Annotated in this window: 13 protein-coding genes, 1 tRNA gene and 1 pseudogene; 8 read left to right on the top strand and 7 right to left on the bottom strand. The window is 66.2% G+C overall.

Going from position 1 to position 19,079, the window contains the following annotated elements; genetic code table 11:
• Positions 1 to 323: 323 nt before the first annotated feature.
• Positions 324 to 1,943: pseudogene (locus EDC64_RS17390) on the top strand (recombinase family protein); the annotation flags it as partial.
• Here EDC64_RS17390 and EDC64_RS17385 read toward each other — a convergent pair.
• Positions 1,914 to 2,003: transfer RNA gene (locus EDC64_RS17385), tRNA-Ser, on the bottom strand. The pseudogene EDC64_RS17390 and the gene EDC64_RS17385 sit on opposite strands and share 30 nt — an antisense overlap.
• A gap of 487 nt (positions 2,004 to 2,490) precedes the next feature.
• Between EDC64_RS17385 and EDC64_RS17380 the strand changes: the two genes are divergently transcribed.
• From EDC64_RS17380 to metG, 5 genes are read left to right on the top strand one after another with little or no spacing between them, the layout of a single operon-like run.
• Positions 2,491 to 3,435 (top strand): septal ring lytic transglycosylase RlpA family protein, encoded by a 945-nt coding sequence (locus EDC64_RS17380; RefSeq protein WP_132033711.1) that lies wholly within the window; start codon positions 2,491 to 2,493, stop codon positions 3,433 to 3,435.
• The gene (locus tag EDC64_RS17375) at positions 3,419 to 4,648 is read left to right on the top strand and encodes a D-alanyl-D-alanine carboxypeptidase family protein (RefSeq protein WP_132033709.1); all 1,230 of its coding nucleotides are present in this window, start codon (positions 3,419 to 3,421) and stop codon (positions 4,646 to 4,648) included. Before EDC64_RS17380 ends, EDC64_RS17375 begins: the two co-directional genes overlap by 17 nt.
• The gene (gene tmk, locus EDC64_RS17370) at positions 4,645 to 5,310 is read left to right on the top strand and encodes a dTMP kinase (RefSeq protein WP_132033707.1); all 666 of its coding nucleotides are present in this window, start codon (positions 4,645 to 4,647) and stop codon (positions 5,308 to 5,310) included. The genes EDC64_RS17375 and tmk overlap by 4 nt, the downstream gene beginning before the upstream one ends.
• Complete coding sequence (locus EDC64_RS17365; RefSeq protein ID WP_132033705.1) at positions 5,307 to 6,335, top strand: DNA polymerase III subunit delta'; 1,029 nt, start codon at positions 5,307 to 5,309, stop codon at positions 6,333 to 6,335. Before tmk ends, EDC64_RS17365 begins: the two co-directional genes overlap by 4 nt.
• 57 nt (positions 6,336 to 6,392) lie before the next feature.
• The gene (metG, locus tag EDC64_RS17360; RefSeq protein WP_132033703.1) at positions 6,393 to 7,952 is read left to right on the top strand and encodes a methionine--tRNA ligase; all 1,560 of its coding nucleotides are present in this window, start codon (positions 6,393 to 6,395) and stop codon (positions 7,950 to 7,952) included.
• Here metG and EDC64_RS17355 read toward each other — a convergent pair.
• The 4 genes from EDC64_RS17355 to EDC64_RS17340 all read right to left on the bottom strand — a co-directional run bounded on the left by EDC64_RS17355 (position 7,946) and on the right by EDC64_RS17340 (position 15,033).
• On the bottom strand, positions 7,946 to 9,337 hold the full coding sequence (locus EDC64_RS17355) for a GntP family permease (protein ID WP_132033701.1): 1,392 nt from the start codon (positions 9,335 to 9,337) through the stop codon (positions 7,946 to 7,948). The genes metG and EDC64_RS17355 overlap by 7 nt on opposite strands.
• Before the next feature lie 382 nt (positions 9,338 to 9,719).
• Positions 9,720 to 12,788, bottom strand: coding sequence for a PAS domain-containing protein (locus EDC64_RS17350; RefSeq protein WP_132033699.1), 3,069 nt, complete (start codon positions 12,786 to 12,788; stop codon positions 9,720 to 9,722).
• Between the two features lie 186 nt (positions 12,789 to 12,974).
• Positions 12,975 to 14,081 carry an FUSC family protein gene (locus EDC64_RS17345; RefSeq protein WP_132033697.1) on the bottom strand — a complete coding sequence of 369 codons (1,107 nt, stop codon included), beginning with the start codon at positions 14,079 to 14,081 and terminating at the stop codon, positions 12,975 to 12,977.
• Between the two features lie 7 nt (positions 14,082 to 14,088).
• The gene (locus tag EDC64_RS17340) at positions 14,089 to 15,033 is read right to left on the bottom strand and encodes an HlyD family secretion protein (RefSeq protein ID WP_165933802.1); all 945 of its coding nucleotides are present in this window, start codon (positions 15,031 to 15,033) and stop codon (positions 14,089 to 14,091) included.
• A 382-nt stretch (positions 15,034 to 15,415) separates the two neighbouring features.
• Here EDC64_RS17340 and EDC64_RS17335 point away from each other — a divergent pair, with 382 nt between their 5' ends.
• Complete coding sequence (locus EDC64_RS17335) at positions 15,416 to 16,840, top strand: APC family permease (protein WP_132033693.1); 1,425 nt, start codon at positions 15,416 to 15,418, stop codon at positions 16,838 to 16,840.
• A gap of 23 nt (positions 16,841 to 16,863) precedes the next feature.
• On the opposite strand, the gene EDC64_RS17330 is transcribed toward EDC64_RS17335, so the two are convergent.
• On the bottom strand, positions 16,864 to 17,217 hold the full coding sequence (locus tag EDC64_RS17330) for a DUF1428 domain-containing protein (protein ID WP_132033691.1): 354 nt from the start codon (positions 17,215 to 17,217) through the stop codon (positions 16,864 to 16,866).
• A gap of 161 nt (positions 17,218 to 17,378) precedes the next feature.
• On the opposite strand from EDC64_RS17330, the gene EDC64_RS17325 reads away from it, so the two are divergent.
• A complete protein-coding gene (locus EDC64_RS17325; protein ID WP_132033689.1) occupies positions 17,379 to 17,774 on the top strand; it encodes a TFIIB-type zinc ribbon-containing protein in 396 nt (131 codons plus the stop codon).
• Between the two features lie 414 nt (positions 17,775 to 18,188).
• Here EDC64_RS17325 and EDC64_RS17320 read toward each other — a convergent pair whose 3' ends face one another.
• Positions 18,189 to 18,944, bottom strand: a complete 756-nt coding sequence (locus tag EDC64_RS17320; protein WP_132033687.1) for a glutathione S-transferase family protein — start codon at positions 18,942 to 18,944, stop codon at positions 18,189 to 18,191.
• Positions 18,945 to 19,079: the final 135 nt, after the last annotated feature.

Raw genomic sequence — 19,079 nt, 5'->3', positions numbered from 1 at the left:
GACGCGGGGCGAAACGGTGGGCTGTGGCGTGGATATTGGCCCTTCGTCCGAGCGCGGTCCCGGGCGAAGCTGGCGTCATAGCGAGAACGCGACGACCTCCCCCTTCCGGCGCATCCGCCGAGCTTGAGGCCCTGCTGGGATATCCGTGGCCGTTTGCGGGCCGACCACCGAAGCACGATCCCGCAACCTGGGTCGTCACCGATGACTGGCCCGAAGCTGTGCCACTCGCCGAGGCCGAGATCGACGTTTTCGAGCGCTGGTTCGGCGACCTGTTCGATGATCTGCTCGGCCCGGACACCTGATCCTCTCGGGAGATACCAGTCATGACCGCACCTCTGCGCGCCGCCCTCTATCTGCGCGTCTCGACGGTGCGCCAGGCCGAGCACGATGTCTCAATTCCCGACCAGAGACGCCAGGGGGAAGCCTGGTGCGCCACACGGGGCTACCAACTGATCGAGACCTATGTGGAGCCGGGCGCATCGGCCACCAATGACCGCCGCCCCGAGTTCCAGCGGATGATCGAAGCGGGCACGTCCAAGCCCGCGCCCTTCGACGTGGTGATCGTCCACTCGTTCAGCCGCTTCTTCCGCGATCATTTCGAGCTGGAATTCTACGTCCGCAAGCTGGCGAAGAACGGCGTGAAGCTCGTCTCCATCACCCAGGAGATGGGCGACGACCCCATGCACGTCATGATGCGCCAGATCATGGCGCTGTTCGACGAGTATCAGTCGAAGGAGAACGCCAAGCATGTGATGCGGGCCTTGAAGGAGAATGCCCGGCAAGGCTTCTGGAACGGCGCCCTGCCGCCGATCGGCTATCGCATCGTCGCGGCCGAGCAGCGCGGGGCGAAGACCAAGAAGAAGCTGGAGATCGACCCGCTCCACGCGGAGACTGTGCGGCTGATCTATCGGCTCGCGGTGGAAGGCGACGGCACCACCGGGCAGATGGGCGTCAAGAACATCGTGTCCTATCTGAACAAACGCCGCATCTTCACCCGCGACGGTGGGCGCTGGGGCATCGGGCAGGTTCACCGCATCCTGACCCGCCGCACCTATATGGGCGAACAGGAGTTCAATAAGCGGTCCAAGACCAAGGAGCTGAAGCCAGTCAGCGAGATCGTTGTCGTGCCGGTGCCGCCGATCATCAGTCGGGACACGTTCGACACCGTGCAGATGCTCTTCAAGGCGCGACATCCCAGGGTGACACCATCCGCCGTGATCAGCGGCCCGACCATGCTCACCGGCCTGATACATTGTGCCGAGTGCGGCGGCGCCATGACCATCCGCACCGGCAAGGGCGGACGCTACCGTTACTACGCCTGCTCCAGGAAGGCGCGGCAGGGGCCGACCGCCTGCACCGGCATGGCGGTGCCGATGGAAAAGCTGGACGATCTTGTCGCCAGTCATCTGGAGGAACGCCTGCTCCAGCCGGAGCGGCTGGAAACGATTCTCGCCACAGTGCTCGACCGGCGGCAGGAGCGATCCGAGCGCCAGCGCGAGCATATTGCCGAGCTGAACAGGCGTGCAGCCGAGTCTGAAGCCCGCCTCAGGCGGCTTTATGACGCCATAGAGGCCGGCGTCGCCGATCTGGACGACCCGGCGCTGAAGGACCGTATCGACGGCCTGAAAGCCATACGCGATCAGGCCAAGGCTGACGCCCAACGCGCCCAGGCCACGCTCCAGAACGCCGGAAGCAAGGCCGTTACGCCGGAGATGCTGAGCAAATTCGCCGAAGCTGCACGTCAGCGTATCCGCATAGAAGGCGGGGGCTATCGCCGCGACCACCTCCGCGCGCTCGCCCAGCGCGTCGAGGTTGCCGAGGGCGAGGTTCGGATCATGGGATCAAAATCCCGGCTGCTTCAGACGCTGGTATCAGGTGATGGCGTAAACGCAGTGCCCACTCAGGGACTGAAATGGCGGAAGGGGTGGGATTCGAACCCACGGTGGGCTTGCACCCACGGCGGTTTTCAAGACCGCTGCCTTAAACCACTCGGCCACCCTTCCTGCGATCCGCGCGCTCCGGGGAACTGCGGCAGGCGATGCGGACCCGTGGTTTCAGGGTCCGCAAACCGCACGGGCGAGCGTCTTAGCGCAAGCCAAGCGCGCCGTCGATTGGGTTGGGTGGGGCTTGCACGCGTCCGGCCGGCGACGTGAGGCGGGACAGGCGATTTCGGGCGGAGACCATGGCGGACCGAGAGCAAAACATGGCGATCGCAAGCGGCAAGGTCACGGGCGGCGCGGCAGCCGCGCTTCCCGGGCCGTCCCGGCGTTCGGCCGATTTCGCACGGCGTCGCAGGGGCTTGATGGTGCGCTCCTGAGCGAGGCGGACGCTGGGGCAGGCATACACCGTTTACCATAGTCATAAGCTTGCCGCATTTTCGCCGCCTTGTCCGCCACTCATCTGTCCATTCGGTCGCCGTCATGCCATAGGTGGACGGTGCGTGGGCGGACAGCGATTCCGGTGACGGAATGGCTCCAAGACGGGACGGATATGACGCGCGAGCCTCAGAACGCATCCGAGAAGCCCGCATGGCGCGGCGTCCTCGGTGTGGGCATCGTATGTGTGGTCCTCGCGGGCTGCAGCGGCGCGAACAAATTCTCCAGCACGGTCGATCCGAAATACGGCGTGTCCGCAAGCCCGCGTGTGGTGGCGGACGGCGAGCCGATCCCCAAAGGGACCGGCGCCTACCGCGTCGGCAAGCCCTATGTGATCGCCGGACGCACCTATTATCCGGCGGAGAATCCCAATTATAAGGCGATCGGGATCGCCTCTTGGTACGGCGACGAGTTTCACGGCCGCCTGACGGCGAATGGCGAAGTGTTCGACCGCACGTCGATTTCCGCCGCGCATCCAACGCTTCCCATGCCGAGCTATGTGCGCGTCACCAATACCAAGAACAACAAGTCGATTATCGTGCGGGTCAACGACCGCGGGCCGTATCACCCGAACCGTATTATCGATGTCTCCCATCGCACCGCCGACTTGCTCGGGTTTCAAGCCCATGGCGTGGCGCGGGTGAAAGTGGAATATGTCGGTCGCGCACCGCTCGAAGGATCCGACGACCGCAAGCTGATGGCGACCCTGCGCGACGACGGTCCGGCCGAAGCTCCGTCGAACTCCGCGGTGATGGTCGCGTCCGCCACGCCGTTCATCCCCTCTTTGGCCCGGCCGGCCGTGGCCGCGGTGTCGTCGGACGTGCCCATGCCGTCGCAACGCCCGTACGATCTCGGCCACGAACTCGATCAGGAAGTGGTTCAAGCGGCGGTTTCCCGCGAGCAGGTCCGGACCGTTTCCGCCCCGGTCCAGCACGCGTTCCACCCCGCCGAGCCGGCTCAGCCGCGATCGACGGTGGTCGCATCGGGATGGGCCGTGGGGCCGGCCCCGGCCTCCGGGCTCGGCTATGCGGGCGTGCCGGCTTATGGCACGGGCCGCTAACGCGCTCTTGTCCCGCTTTCGGGTGAGGGCGTGCGCCTTCGCCCTGGCTCTGCTTGTTTTCCCGTTGCTGCTGGCTGGGGCGCGGGCTCAGAGCGCTTTCCAGACAGCGGTTTCGAGTGCGATCCTGGTTGACTTCACCACCGGGGCGATTCTGTTCGAGAAGGACTCGGAGCGCCAGTATCAGCCCGGCGGCATCGTCAAGATCATGACCGCCTTGGTGGTGTTCGACGACATCCGTTCCGGCAAGATCAGCCCCGACACGGTGTTCACGGTGAGCGAAAATGCCTGGCGGCGCGGCGGCGGTCCCTCGGGCGGTGCGGCGATGTTCGCCCCGGTGAAGGCCAGCATCACCGTTGGCGATCTGGTCGTCGGCATGCTCACCGTCTCGGGCAATGATGCAGCGATTACGCTCGCGGAAGGCGTCGCCGGGACCGAAGGCGAGTTTTCGGCGCGGATGAACGCCAAGGCGCAGGAATTGAGCCTCACCGGCTCAGAGTTCCGCAATTCCACGGGCTTCACGGATCCCGGCCAGCGGTCCAACGCGCGCGACATGGCCCAGATCTCGCGCTATCTGATCCGCACCTATCCTGGCCTTTATTCGATGTTCTCGGTTCCCGATATCGAATGGAGCAAGGTCAAGCAGCGCAACCGCAATCCTCTGCTCAATGCGGGCGTCGGCGCCGACGGGCTCCAGGTGGCTTGGGTTCGCGATGCCGGCTACCATTTGGTCGGTTCGGCCGTGCAGAACAATCAGCGCCTGATCGTCGCGATCATGGGCGCGAAATCCGAGAAGGAACGCCTCGAGGAGGCGAAACGCCTGCTCGAATGGGGGTTCCATTCGTTCGAGCACCGCCAATTGTTCGCCGCAGACGCTGAAATCGGCCGGGCCGGGGTGTTCGGCGGCGCGGCGGGTTCGGTCGGTCTTGTGGCGCGCGGGCCAGTGATGCTTCTCATGCCGCGCAACAGCCAGGACAAGCTGGTCGCGAAGGTCACCTATACCGGACCACTGCACGCTCCGGTAACGAAGGGCGCGGAAGTTGCCCAGCTCGAAATCTCGCGTGGCCCTCTCAAGGTGCTGGAAGTGCCGCTGTTCACAGCCGAAGACGTGCCGGTGGGCTCGCTCTGGCAGCGCGCGGTGGACGGTGCGGGCGTGATGGTCGGTGACACGGCGCGCGACCTCGGGCAGAAACTTCTCGCCAAGATCGGGAAATGACGCCGCCGCGCGGCCGCTTCATCACCCTCGAGGGCGGAGAAGGCAGCGGCAAGTCCACCCAGGCGCGGCTCTTGGCCGAAGCGCTGTCGAGGCGTGGCCTTGATGTGGTCCGGACCCGGGAACCGGGTGGATCTGAAGGTGCCGAACTGGTTCGCCAGATCCTCCTCAGCGGCGCCGCCGAGCCCTTCGGAACCGACGTCGAAGCCCTGCTTTTCGCCGCCGCTCGGGGGGATCACGTCGACCAGCTCATTCTGCCGGCCCTCGCTACCGGACATTGGGTGATCTGCGATCGCTTCGTCGATTCCACGCGGGTCTATCAGGGCGCGGTGGGTAAGGTCGATATTCGGCTGCTTCGGGCGCTGGAACGGGTCGTCGCCTCTGCTGCCGTGCCCGATTTGACGCTGATCCTCGATTTGCCGCCCGAGGTCGGGCTGGCGCGCGCCGCCGTGCGCGGCCGCGGCGCCGTAGCAGACCGGTTCGAACGCGAGGGGATCGCCTTCCACACCGCCGTTCGTGAGGCGTTCCTCGCGATCGCGCAGACGGATCCGGTCCGCTGTAAGGTGATCGACGCGAGCGGCGAGGCGGAAACGGTGGCGGAACGGGTCTGGGACGAGGTCGAGGGGCGGCTCGGCGCCGCACTGTCGCCGGCGGGCGCACGATGAGCGAGGGCGACATCCTTCCCGGCGCGCCGCACCCGCGGACCCGGTCCCGTCTGATCGGCCATGCCGAGATCGAGGCCGACCTGATCGGCGAATGGCGGGGCGGGCGCTTCCCCCACGCGCTCCTGCTCAGCGGTCCCGAAGGCATCGGCAAGGCGACGCTGGCCTATCGGATCGCGCGCTTCGTGCTGGCCGGAGGGGTTCTGCCGGAAGGGCAGCACGGGTTCGACATTTCCGAAGGCCATCCCGTGGCCCGGCAGGTCGCGGCGCTGACCCACCCCGATCTGTTGGTTCTCCGCCGGGTGCCGGAAGTCGGCGAGGAGCGCATTCCCACCCTCATTCCGGCGGAGATGGTGCGGCGGGTGCGGCCCTTCTTCGGCACCACCGCCGCCTCCGGCGGCTGGCGGGTGTGCATCGTCGATGCGGTGGACGACCTCAATGCCTTCGGCGCCAATGCGCTGCTCAAGACGCTCGAGGAGCCGCCGCCGCGCGCGCTGTTCCTTCTGGTCTGCCACGCGCCGGGGCGGGTGCTTCCGACGATTCGCTCGCGCGCGCGGATGGTCCGGCTGCGGCCGCTGGAGAGCGGTTCGGTTCTCGCGGCCCTCGATGATCTGCGTGTGGAGGTCGAGGATCTCGACGAGGCCTCTTTGCCGGCGGCCGCGGCGGCGAGCGGGGGCAGCGTCCGGCGTGCTCTCGTCCTCGCCCGCGGCTCCGGCCTGGAAGTCCGGGCGGCGGCGCTGCGCATGCTCGACCAACTCCCGCAGGTCAAAGGGGAGGAGATGCATGCGCTCGGCGCCCGGCTCCAGGGCGACCGCGGCGACGGGCTCGATCTGTTCGTGGAAGCGGTCAGCGACTGGATCGCGGGCGCGGCCACGGAGGGGCGGTTCGAACGGCGCCGCCTTGTCCGGCTTGGCGAGGTGTGGGAGAAGGTCCGGCGCGCCGCGGCCGAGGCGGACAGCTTCAATCTCGACCGGAAGGCGCTCGTGTTTCGCATCTTCACCGAGCTCGCCGAAGCCTCGCGCGCCTGAGCGGGGACCGGCGGGCGCCCGCGCCCGGATGGGCGCGACGAACCCGGACCGGGCCTCATGTCGCCGAAGCCGCCCTTCTACATCACCACCGCCATCGCCTATCCCAACGGCGTGCCGCATATGGGCCATGCCTATGAGGCCATCGCGACCGATTGCATCGCCCGCTTCAAGCGCCTGGACGGCTTCGATGTTCGCTTCCTGACGGGCACCGACGAACACGGCATCAAGATGCTGCAGACCGCGCAGAAAGCCGGCCTGACCCCGGCCGACCTGTTGGCCCGCAACGTCCCGCGCTTTGCCGCCATGGGGCCGGCGTTTGGGCTTTCGAATGACGATTTTATCCGGACGACGGAGGCGCGGCACCGGCGGTCGGCGCAGGCGATCTGGGAGCGGATGGCGGCGAACGGAGATATCTACAAATCGGTCTATTCGGGCTGGTATTCGGTGCGGGACGAGGCCTATTACGCCGAATCCGAAACCGTGCTCACTGGCGACGGCGTGCGGCTCGGGCCGCAGGGAACCCCCGTCGAATGGGTCGAAGAAGAGAGTTATTTCTTCCGACTAGGGGCCTATCAACAGCGATTGCTCGACTATTACGACGCTAATCCCGGCTTCATTATGCCCGAGGCCCGCCGTAACGAGGTGGTGAGCTTCGTCGCCGGCGGCCTTCAGGATCTGTCGATCTCGCGCACCACCTTCGACTGGGGAATCCCGGTGCCCGGCGATCCGAAGCACATCATGTATGTGTGGGTGGACGCGCTGACCAATTACATCACCGCGCTCGGTTATCCCGACACGCAGGCGGAGCTGTTCCGCAGCCATTGGCCGGCCGATCTGCACGTCATCGGCAAGGACATCATCCGCTTCCACGCGGTCTATTGGCCGGCCTTCCTGTGGTCCGCCGGCCTCGATGCGCCGCGCCGGGTGTTCGGCCACGGCTTCCTGTTCAATCGCGGGGAGAAGATGTCGAAATCGGTCGGCAACGTGGTCGACCCGTTCGGCCTCGTCGAGACCTACGGCGTCGACCCGGTGCGCTATTTCTTCCTGCGCGAGGTCGCGTTCGGCCAGGACGGCTCCTACAGCCACGATGCGATCGTCGCGCGGATGAATGCCGACCTCGCCAACGATCTCGGCAATCTCGCCCAGCGCTCGCTGTCCATGGTCGGCAAAAATCTCGACGGCGTGCTGCCGGTCCCGGGAACCCTTTCGCCGGAGGACGAGGCCATGCTGGCGCTCGCCGACGGCATGCTGGAAAAGGCCCGCGCGGCGATGGAGGCGCAGGCGATCCACCTGTATCTCGCGGCGGTCTGGGCCGTGGTGGCGGACGCCAACCGCTATTTCGCCGCCGCCGCGCCCTGGGCCCTACGCAAGAGCGATCCGGAGAAGATGGGCACCGTCCTGTGGGTTACGGCCGAGGTGATCCGCCAGATCGCGATCCTCGTCCAGCCGGTCATGCCGGGGAGCGCCGCCAAGCTGCTGGACCTCCTGGCGGTGCCGGGCGAGGCGCGCGACTTCGCACAGCTCGGCCCCGTTGCCCGGCTTGCGCCGGGCACACGCCTGCCGACGCCGATCGGCGTGTTTCCGCGCTATGTCGAGCCGGAGGCCGCGCCTCAATAGAGGCCGGTCAGGTAATAGAAGCCGATCACGAAGAAGACTGCGGCGGTCTTCACCAAAGTGATGGCGAAGACGTCGCCGTAGGATTGCCGGTGGGTCAGCCCGCAGACCGCGAGCAAGGTGATGACCGCGCCGTTGTGGGGCAGGGTGTCCATGCCGCCCGAGGCCATGGAGGCGATGCGGTGCATCACCTCCATGGGGATGCCGGCGGCATTGGCGGCACTGATGAATTGCTGCGACATGGCGGCGAGCGCGATCGACAGGCCGCCCGAGGCCGAGCCGGTGATGCCCGCCAAAGCGGTGATCGAAATCGCCTCGTTCACCAGCGGGTTGGGGATGGCGGCGAGCGCGTTCTTGATCGCCAGGAAGCCGGGCAGCGCGGCGATCACCGCGCCGAAGCCGTATTCCGAGGCGGTGTTGAGCCCGGCGAGCAGCGCCCCCGCGACCGCCGTTTTCGAGCCCTCCGCGAATTGTCCCGCCACCCGCCGGAAGGCGAAGAGGAAGACGGTGAGGATGCCGAGCAGGAGTGCGCCGGCGACCGACCAGATGGCGACCACCGAATTCACCGCGAGGCTGACTTCGTGGTCGCCTGGCGTCAGGGTGGCGCTGGCCGTTTCGCCATAGGCAAGCGGAATCACGCGGCCGATTACCAGATTGGCGATGCCGACGACGACCAGTGGCGAGATCGCGATCCAGGGATTGACCAGACGTTCGTCGGCGCGCGGCGCCGGCTCGTTGGCATGCCCCGCGCCATAGCCTTCGCCGGCCTTGACCGCCTGCCGGCGGCGCAGGTCGAGATAGAAGAGCCCGACCCCCAGGATGAAGGCGGTGCCGACGAAGCCGAGGATCGGCGCGGCATAAGCGGTCGTGTGGAAGAAGGTGGTCGGGATGATGTTCTGGATCTGCGGCGTGCCGGGCAGGGTGTCCATGGTGAAGGAGAAGGCGCCGAGCGCGATGGCCGCCGGGAGAAGCCGCTTCGGGATCCCCACCTGCCGGAACAGTTCCGCGCCGAACGGATAGACGGCGAAGACGACCACGAAGAGCGAGACGCCGCCATAGGTGAGCACCGCCCCGACCAGAACGACGGCGAGCATAGCCTGGCCGGCGCCGAGGATGCCGATGATGGCGGAGACGATCGAGCGGGAAAAACCCGACAGCTCGATCACCTTGCCGAACACGGCGCCGAGCAGGAAGAGCGGGAAATAAAGCTTAATGAAGCCGACCATCTTGTCCATGAAGAGGCCGGAATAGATCACGGGCACAGCCGCCGGATCGGTGAGAAGCACGGCGCCGAGCGCGGCGACGGGTGCGAACAGAATGACGCTGAAGCCGCGATAGGCCACGAACATCAGGAAGGCCAAAGCGGCCAGACAGACAAGAAGGTTCATGGGAGAATCCGCCGGAGGAGGGAAGGCGACGGGGTACTCTAGGGTGCTCCGGTGCGGCGGCATAGGAGACCATGACGGCCCAGGCGCGTATTCCGCTCGACCCGTCAGGATTTTTCGCAACGCATGGAAAAAGGCTCCGGCCGAGCGCCCCAAGGCCCGCGCCGTGCATTCGGGCCCGGCCCATGGGCGCCGTGGTCTACAAGCACCACGGCGGCCCAGGGCAGCGAAGTTTTAAAGCCTTCCGCTCAGAGCCCGTTTGGAAAATGCCCAACGATCGCAGGCCCGCGCGCTTTGCCCAGCCTCGCTTGCCCCCTCCCATCCCTCCCCCGCAAGCGGGAGAGGGATGGGGAAGGACGCAACCCACGAATTTCCAAACGGGCTCTCAGGCCTCGCCGTCCGGCTCGCCCATCATGTCCCGGACCCGGCTGGCCAGCGTTTCCATCGCGAAGGGCTTGGTGATCATCGCCATGCCGGGTTCGAGGAAGCCGTTGGCGATGGCGGCATTCTCGGCATAGCCCGTCATGAACAGGACCTTCAGATCGGGACGACCGATCCGCGCCGCATCGGCCACCTGGCGGCCATTCACCCCCGGCAGGCCGATATCGGTGACCAGGAGATCGATCGTGTGGCCGGCTCTCAGAAGCTCCAACGCCGCCGGCCCGTCGGCCGCCTCGATCGTGCGGTAGCCGAGATCGCGCAGGACTTCGAGGATCAGACCGCGCACCACGGTCTCGTCCTCGACCACCATGATCGTCTGGCCGGCGCCGTCATGGTCGGGATTCGGCTCGGGAACCGCGCTGGCTTCGCTTTCGGCAGCGCTCCAATGGCGCGGCAAATAGAGCTTCACCGTCGTGCCCTTGCCGACCTCGCTATAGATTTTCGAGAAACCTTCGGACTGGCGCGCGAAGCCGTAGATCATCGAGAGGCCGAGGCCGGTGCCCTGGCCGATCGGCTTCGTGGTGAAGAAGGGGTCGAACGCTCGCTCCAGCACTTCGGGCGTCATGCCGACGCCGGTGTCGGTGACGCAGATGCACACATATTGGCCCGCCGACATGCCCCGCTCCTTGGCGAGGATGGAATCGACATGGGTATTGCAGGTCTCGATGGTGAGGCGGCCGCCGTCCGGCATGGCGTCGCGGGCATTGATCGCGAGATTGAGAACCGCGCTTTCCAGCTGGTTCGGATCGCACAACGTGGTCCAGACCCCGGCCGCGAGAACCAGTTCGAGCTGGATGTGTTCGCCGATGGTCCGCCGCACCAGATCCTCCATCGAGGCCACGAGCGGATTGACGTTGACCGGCTTCGGATCGAGCGGCTGGCGCCGGGCGAAGGCGAGGAGGCGGTGCGTCAGCGAGGCCGCGCGCTGCGCCGAGGTCATCGCGCCGACGGTCCAGCGCTCCAGGTCCGAAATCCGGCCCTGGCGGATGCGCTGCTGCATGATGTTCAGCGAGCCGATGATGCCTTGGAGCAGATTGTTGAAGTCGTGGGCGATGCCGCCGGTCAATTGGCCGACCGCTTCCATCTTCTGGGCCTGGCGCAGGGCGTCTTCGGCCCGCGACCGGTGTTTTACCTCCTCGACGACGCGCTGCTCCAGCGTCTGATTGAGCGCCTGGAGGGCGGCTTCCGCCCGCTTGCGCTCGGCCAGCTCGCGTTCGACCGCCTGGAACAGGCGGGCATTGTCGATCGCCGTCGCGGCCTGTCCGGCAATGCCGGTGACCAAATCCTCGTGTTCGTCCTTGAAGCGCGCCGTTTCGGGATGGCCGAACAGCAAGCCGCCCAGCACTTCGCCGGCGCGCGACGTGACCGGCACCGCCATATAGCTGCGCACCGGCAGATGACCCGGCGGCATCCCGAAATAGGGCGCGGCGGCGCCATAACGAGGGTCCTGGGCGATGTCGTCGGAACGCACCGTGCCTTCGCCCTTGAAGGTCGGCTGAAACAAGGCGGTGGCGCGCGGCATGGGAAAGGCTTCGAACGCGGCACGGGGGGCGCCGCTCAGCGTGTAGAGCCGATAGCTTTCCCCATTCGCATTGACGACATTGTAGAAAAAGGCCCCGAAAGAGGCGCCCGTCAGCTCGACGCAGGCATCGACCACCTTCTGGACCACCGCCTCGATATTGAGTTCGGCCGCGATCTCGACCCCGGTCCGGTTGAGGATTTCAAGGTGATGCGTCTCGGTGCGCAACCCCTCCTCGGCGGCGCGCAGGTCGGTGACGTCGACATTCACGCCGATCATCCCGAGAAAGCTGCCGTCGGCGCCGAAGCGCGGCCGGGAATCGGTGTGAACGAGCCGGTGGGTTCCATCGGCGCGCCGGTAGCGCGCCTCGACGGAAAAGCCGGTGCGCGTCTCCATCGCGTGCGCATAAGGCGCATGGAGGAGCTGGAGATCCTCCGGATGCAAGGTGGTCGACCAATCGAAGCTCGAAACCTCGTCCTCCCGCACGCCCCAGAAGTCGCGCAGCGTGCGGTTGAGATAGACGCACTTGCCGGTGGTGTCGCCCATCCACAGCATGACCGGGGCGCTTTCGGCGACCAGGCGGAAGCGCTCTTCGCTCTCGCGCAGGGCATCTTCCGCCGCCTTCTGCTCGGTGACGTCGTGGCCCTGGACCAGAATGCCGGACGTCGCGCCGTCTTCTCCGCGGATCGGCTGATAGATGAAATCGAGATACCGAGTCGCGGCAGGCATGCCGGGCTCGGCCACGAGCTCCACCCGCACATGCTTGCCGACGAAGGGCTGACCGCTGGCATACACGCGATCCAGAAGCGCCACGAACCCCTGGCCGACGACCTCGGGCAGCGCGTCCCTTACCTTGAGGCCCAGCACTTCCCGCTCGCCGATCAACCGGCGATACGCAGCATTGGCGAGTTCGAAGACATGATCCGTGCCGCGCAGGACCGCCATGAATCCTGGCACCTGCTCGAACAGGGCGGCGAGCTTCAGCCGTTCGGTTTCGAGGGCCTGGTTGACCTGCTGGACTTCCTCCGCACGGCGCAGCACGTCGGTTTCGATCAAAGCCGAGCCCGTGGGCTCGCGGCCGGCGCTCTCGGCGATCCGGCGCAGCCGGTGCAATTCGGTGACGTCCACCGTGTGCTGGAGGATGAAGGCGAGGGACCCGTCGACGGCGAACAGGGGGGTGTGGGTCGCGCTCCAATAGCGTTCTTCGTAGCCCCTCCCGTTCGGCAGGGGGATCGCATAGCGGATCAGCGGCAGATGGTCCGCCACGCGGTCGCGCAGCACGCGTTCGAAAGAGTGGCGCAGCTGCCGGTGTTCGACGGAGGCCGGATCACTCGGAAAGGCCTCGAACAGGCCGCAGCCCACCAATTCCGCGCCCGACCGACCGGTCACCCGGAGATAGGCGGGGTTCATCGTCACGATCGCGAGCGACGGGTCAAGGAGCACATAGGGATTGGGCGAGGCGCTGAACAGCGCTTCGAAGTCGATCGGACCCACAGATTGTGCTGGCGACGCCAGTCCCTCTCAGCCCCTCGGAAGGGTGCGACCGTTTCGGTAAATGCGTCCACACGCCAAGTCAGGTCGCGATGTTCGCACGACGCATCGAGCGGATGTTGTACTGCCTAAAGAGATAATGGCCAATATTATTCAATGCTTAAGCTCAAGGCGTCGAAATCCGGCGGCCTATCGATCTCCTGTATTTGAGGGGAGGCGATCCCAGTCCAGCAGATAGGCGAGACCACGGGCGACCAGCGGGGCAATCAGCGGCTGGGACACCAGGACGACGGTAATCCCGCCCATGATTCCGGCCAGACGGTTGATCGCGGGCAGGATGTCGGGCGAGGGGGCGAAGCCCTGCACCATCGCCATGATCAAGGCGATTCCCGCCTGGTACCCGACATAGGCGGCGTCGCCTTTGCCGTGCTTCACATGCGCCACGACATAGAGGCCGGCGAACAGGCAGGCGATCCAGGCGACGGGATCGTCGCCGATGAAGCGCATGCACAGAAGCCCGAATCCCCCGCCCACAATGCAGCCGGCGAGACGGTTCAGCGCGGTCCAGGCCGGCTCCCGCCGCATCCCGATCATGATGACGAAGGCGGTGATCGGGGTCTGGCCGAGCCCGGGAAGCTGGAGCCCTTCCCAGATCACCGGAATGAGCGCGGTGGCGATCCCGCCGGTGACCGCCGTGACGAGGAGGCCGCGATCGATCGGACGGGTGAAGAACCCCGGCTTGCGGGCCGCGGGAAGCGCGGGACCGGTCGGGCCGAAGACATAATCCACGAGGCAGGCGACGGCGACGCCGACCATGATTTCCAGGGCGCGATAGACCGCGACATGCAGGGTCGCGTCGGGCGTCTCCATCGCGCCGAACATGACGAGAATGACGGTTCCCGCCATCAGCAGAGCGGCATAGCCGTGTTTCGAGCGCTCCTGGCCATAGATCCCGAATATGGTGGCGCCGGCGCAGATCAGCTGGAACATCAGGTGGTCGGCGACGAAATGGGCGCCGAGATAGCCGATGACCGCGCCGGCGAGGGTGCCGAGGCAGCGGTCGATCGAGCGGGCGAGCGAGGCGGCGAGATCCTGCTGGATGATGCCGAGCGCGGTGATGCCCGCCCAATAGGGATTGTCGAGATGCAGCCACAGAGCGGCCAGGACCGCGAGCACCACGGCGATGGCGGTGCGGAAGGCGAGGCTCGCCGTCGCGCCGGAAAAGGATATGACGCCGAATTCCCGCCGCAGCCCGGCGGCGAGACGGTGGGTCAGGGGCGCCCGGGCATCCGCCATGTCCGGCTCAGGGGAAGACTAGGACCCGCGCGTCCGCGCCCATGAACAGGCGCAGGTCCGGCGGGCGGGGGTCGAGCACCATGGTCACCGGAAGGCGGCGTGCGAGCCGGATCCAGTCGGTGGTCGGCGCGACATAAGGCAGGAGGCCGTCGGATCCCTGGACGCGGGAAATGCCGCGCCCGACGCCGGTGATCCGCGCCGGATAAAACCGCCCGGGATGGCTGTCGAGCCACACCCAGGCGCGCATGCCGGGCGTGAGGCGCGCGGCGACATATTCCTTGAAATTGGCGACGATGCGCCATTGGCTTTCGTCCACCATGCCGAGCAGCGGCACGCCCACGCTGGCATAGGCGCCGGGCCGGAGCGACAGATTGGTGATGTAGCCCGCGACCGGGGCGGTGAGCGTGGTGCGCGAGAGGGCATAGGTCGCGATGGCGAGCTCGGCCTGGGCGATCTCGACCTGCGTCACGGCGGTGGCGACCTCCGCCGCGTTGACCTGCGCCTTGGTGCGGGCCGCGGACAGCGCGTCGAGGGCCTGCTGGCGCTTGTCGGTCAGCTCGTCCATCGTCACCTGCGAGACGTCCTGGCTCTGATAGAGGTCGAGGATGCGCTGGTATTCGCGCTCGATCAGCGTGAGGCCGGCCTGCGCGTTGTCGATCTCGTCGGCGAATTCGGCGGCGCCCTCCTGCGCCACCCGCACCCGGGCGCGCGCATTCTCCACTTCGCGGGTCTTCAGCGTCACGTCGAGCGCGAACGGCGTCGGGTCGATCGTCGCCAGCCGGTCGCCGACCTTCACCGCCTGGTCGTTCAGCACGTCGACCTGCTGCACCACGCCGGCCACTTCGGGCGCGATGGCCACGAAATCGGACCGCACATAGGCGTCCTCGGTATAGGAGACGAACCAGGTGACGCCGAAATACAGCAGGATCAGCGCCACGAATGCCCCGAGCACGATCCAGACCCGCCGCGATCGCGGCGCGGCGGCGTGTCGGGGCGGGGCGGGTTCGGATGGTGCGGGATCGGAAGACACGGGGATCGAGCCTTCGAGGCTGGGAGGAGGCGGGTCTGTACCGGTTCGACATGTGACGGAATTTGTCGGGCGAGGCAACCCGCAGGGCCGCCGAAGCCTGCCCGCCCTCGAAAAACGTGGTGCCGAAGCAAAGGTTTAGCCGGCCGGATCACGCCGCGGCGGCGGACCGGCGCGCAGCGCGGGCACCCCGCCCTGTCCTCGCGCCGCCGGCCGCCCAGCGCGGAACCGCGGCGCCGCTCACGCTGTTGAGCCTTGCGACGGGACGACGCCAGCGTGTCGCCTTCCCGGTCGAGAGGAGCGGTCCATGAGCGAGGCGACGGCGGACGGACCCCTGGCGGCGCGGGACGGGGATCGCGCCGCCGCGCCGAGCCTGAAGCGGGTGATGGGCCCCTGGCTCCTCCTCCTCTTCATCGTCGGCGACATTCTCGGCACCGGCATCTATGCCCTGACGGGGCAGGTGGCGAAGCAGGTCGGCGGTGCGGTCTGGCTGCCCTTTCTGGTGGCGTTCGCGGTCGCCCTCCTCACCGCCTTCTCCTATCTCGAACTGGTGACGAAATATCCCCGCGCGGCCGGCGCGGCGCTCTACACGCACAAGGCGTTCGGCATCCATTTCGTCACGTTCATCGTCGCCTTCGCGGTGATGTGCTCGGGCATCACCTCGGCCTCGACCGCCGCGCGCGCCTTCGCGGCCAACCTCTCCACCGCCTTCGGACTGGGCCTTTCCGGAACGGTCTGGATCACCGCGATCAGCCTGCTCTTCATGGCCGGCATCGCGGCCATCAATCTGCGCGGCGTCGGCGAGAGCGTGAAGGCGAACGTCGTGCTCACCATGGTGGAATTGAGCGGGCTGCTGATCATCATCTTCATCGGCCTGTGGGCGATCGGCGCCGGGCAGGGCGACGTGTCGCGCGCGGTCGAGTTCCCGAGCGGCGAGGCCGGCATCTTCTGGCCGGTGATCGCGGCCACCACGCTCGCTTTCTTCGCGATGGTCGGGTTCGAGGATTCGGTCAACATGGCCGAGGAATGCACCCACCCGATCCGGGATTTTCCCAGAGTTCTGCTCGCCGGGCTCGCCATCACGGGGCTGATCTACGTGCTCGTCGCGGTTTCCGCCGTCACGCTGGTTCCGGTGGCGGAACTCGGCGAAGGCGAGACGCCGCTTTTGAAAGTGGTCGAAGCCGGGGCGCCGGGCTTCCCGCTCTGGATTTTCGGCTTCATCACCATGTTCGCGGTCGCCAATTCCGCGCTGATCAACATGTTGATGGCGAGCCGGCTCGTCTATGGCATGAGCCGGGAGCACGTCCTCCCGCCGCTGCTCGGCAAGGTGCATCGGGGGCGGCGCACGCCTTATGTTGCGATCGGTTTCACGACGCTCCTGGCCTTCGCGCTGATCACCTTCGTCGGCGAGGTGCCGGCTCTGGGCGGGACCACGGCGCTGCTGCTGCTCTGTGTCTTCGCCGTGGTCAATGTGGCCGTTCTCGTCCTGCGCAAGGACAAGGTCGGGCACAGGCATTTCCGCACGCCGACCGTGCTGCCCATCCTCGGCGCTCTGACCTGCGCATTCCTCGCCGGGCCCTGGACCGGGCGCGATCCGGTTCAGTATCGGGTGGCGGGCGTGCTGATCGCAATCGGGGTCGCCCTCTGGGGCGTGACGTTCCTCGTCAACCGCGCGGCCGGCGTCTCCGCCACGCCGCCGGTCACGCCAAAGACCGAGGCGGCAGGGCCATAAGACGCCCGCCGCTTCGCCGCGCGTCACATCTCGACGACCGTCTCGAACCCGCCGAAGATCAGGCGCTTGCCGTCGAAGGGCATGTTCTCCATGTCGCACTTCATCCGCGGGTCCGCTATCACCTTGGCATTGATCTCGTCCCGCGCCGCACGCGAGGCATAGGTGATCCAGGAAAACACCACGATCTCGTCGGGCTCGGCCTTTACCGCCAGCGGGAAGGAGGTCAACTTGCCGGGCGGAATGTCGTCGCCGAAACATTCGACATAGCTGAGCGCGCCGTGATCCTTCCAGACGGTGCCGGCACGGCGGGCCAAGTCTTTGTAATCGGCGAGCCGGCTCTTGGGCACCGCAAGCACAAATCCGTCGACATAGGGCATCTTGGTCTCCTGTGGTTTCCTCCCCGAGGACGCAGGGCGGGTGCCGGTTCCGACATCTCACCGGCATTTTGCCACCTTCGGCCAGCCTTGAAACGGCCAAGACGTCTCCTTAGGTCAAGCTCCGCCGGTGGTGAGTGTGTCCGGCCATCTGGAGGCAAGCAATGTCCAATCCCGCTGTCGGAATGCCGTGTCCCGTGTGCAAGCTTCCCTTGGTGATGAGCGAGCGGCAGGGCGTGGAGATCGATTATTGCCCGCAATGCCGGGGCGTCTGGCTGGACAGGGGTGAACTCGACAAGATCATCGACCGCAGCGAACGCGACGGCGCACCGCCGCAGCCTGCCGCACCCTTCGTGCCGCCGCCCAGCCAGGAGCCTCCGCGCCCGCACGGATACGGCCAGCACGGCCAAGGCCATAGCCAGCCGGTTTATGGGCAGCAAGGCTACGGTCAGCAAGGCTACGGTCAGCAAGGCTATGGGCAGCAGGGATATGGCCAGCAAGGCCATGGCAAGCCTTATCAGAAGCGCAAGAAGTCCTTCCTCCAGGAGCTTTTCGACTGAGGTGAAGCGGGGTCGCCGGAGCGGCGGCGCGGACGCGAACGGCGATCTCGCGCCGCTGCCCCGGGGCTTCGGCGCCGATCGGCCGGCTCCGGTCCAGGTTTCGCCCCCCGGGACGCCATGGCAGTGCCCGGGGGGAGAAATCCGACGGCATCGAGTTCGCTGAGGGAGCCCGCCTGCGAGGGGGCGCGTGTCTTCTGGATATGGCAGCAGAGGCGCTCAAGCCGACCAAACCGGCTCACGCGCCGGCCGAGGCCCGCCGGAAGGATAGAGCCGGCCAAGCGACCACCTGGCCGATCAAGGTCGCGCGCACCGTGGCAATCGGCGACGAGGCCAGGATGCGCCGCCACAAATGACGTGGACTATCGCCGCTTCGCAGAGGCGAGCCGGGTGTCGGAAAAAGGCTTCGGGCAATTCTTATGCCTCGCGCATCTCTCGCGCCGTGACGCCAGTGCCGGTATTGTGCGCGTACTTGCTCCAATTTCTGATGAGGGTTTCATTGCTCGGGCGCATGGCTTGCACCGCGGGCGTTTGGTGCATGGCATCAATCCACGCAAGAAGCCGGGTGCATTCCGGAGGGATGACGAATGACCGGTAGTGACTGAGGACCACGAACCGCTGCACGTGCGGGAAGAACGTGAAGTCCACGAGGTTAGGCCTGTCGCCCATCCAGAATGGTCCACCCGACAACTCCCGCAAGCCCGAATGCTCCATAAACAATACGGCCGCGGTTAAACGCTCCCGCTGAAACTCTTGCCCCTCCTGATCCTGCCGAAGCATAAATTTATAAACGTGCGGCACCATACGGACATTCGCGAAGTCGATCCAAATACGGGCCAGGGCGCGACGGAAGGGGTCTTGCGGAAGCATCGGCACAGCCGGAAATACTTCATCAAGGTACTCGTTGATGACGGCCGACTCCCACAGCACCTTCTCGCCATGTCGCAGGACCGGCACTTTCCCGTAAGGCGACAATTTGAGAAACCAGTCAGGCTTGTCGTCGAGACTGATTTCCTTGAGCGAGAATGCAATGCCTTTCGTCGCCAATACCATGCGGGTCCGTTGCGCGAACGGGCACGTCGAGGAACTGATGATTTCAACCTCAGGGGCCTCGGTTCGATCAGTTCCGTCGCGTCCTGCGGTCGTGCCGCTCTGTACCGACCCCTCCAACATGGCGCTGAATCCTCACTGAACTGAGCAACAGGATTTTGGTACGATCGTTATATTTTGGTGTCAAGGCGTGCATCAAGACTCAACATTTCACAATACTTTGCTGTTTGCAGGCCGCCGATCCGAAAATTGAGAATT

The organism is Aquabacter spiritensis (assembly GCF_004346185.1).
GTDB classification, from domain to species: domain Bacteria; phylum Pseudomonadota; class Alphaproteobacteria; order Rhizobiales; family Xanthobacteraceae; genus Aquabacter; species Aquabacter spiritensis.
The sequence above is the reverse complement of the archived record's forward strand: the minus strand, read 5'-3'. Positions and strand labels throughout refer to the sequence as shown.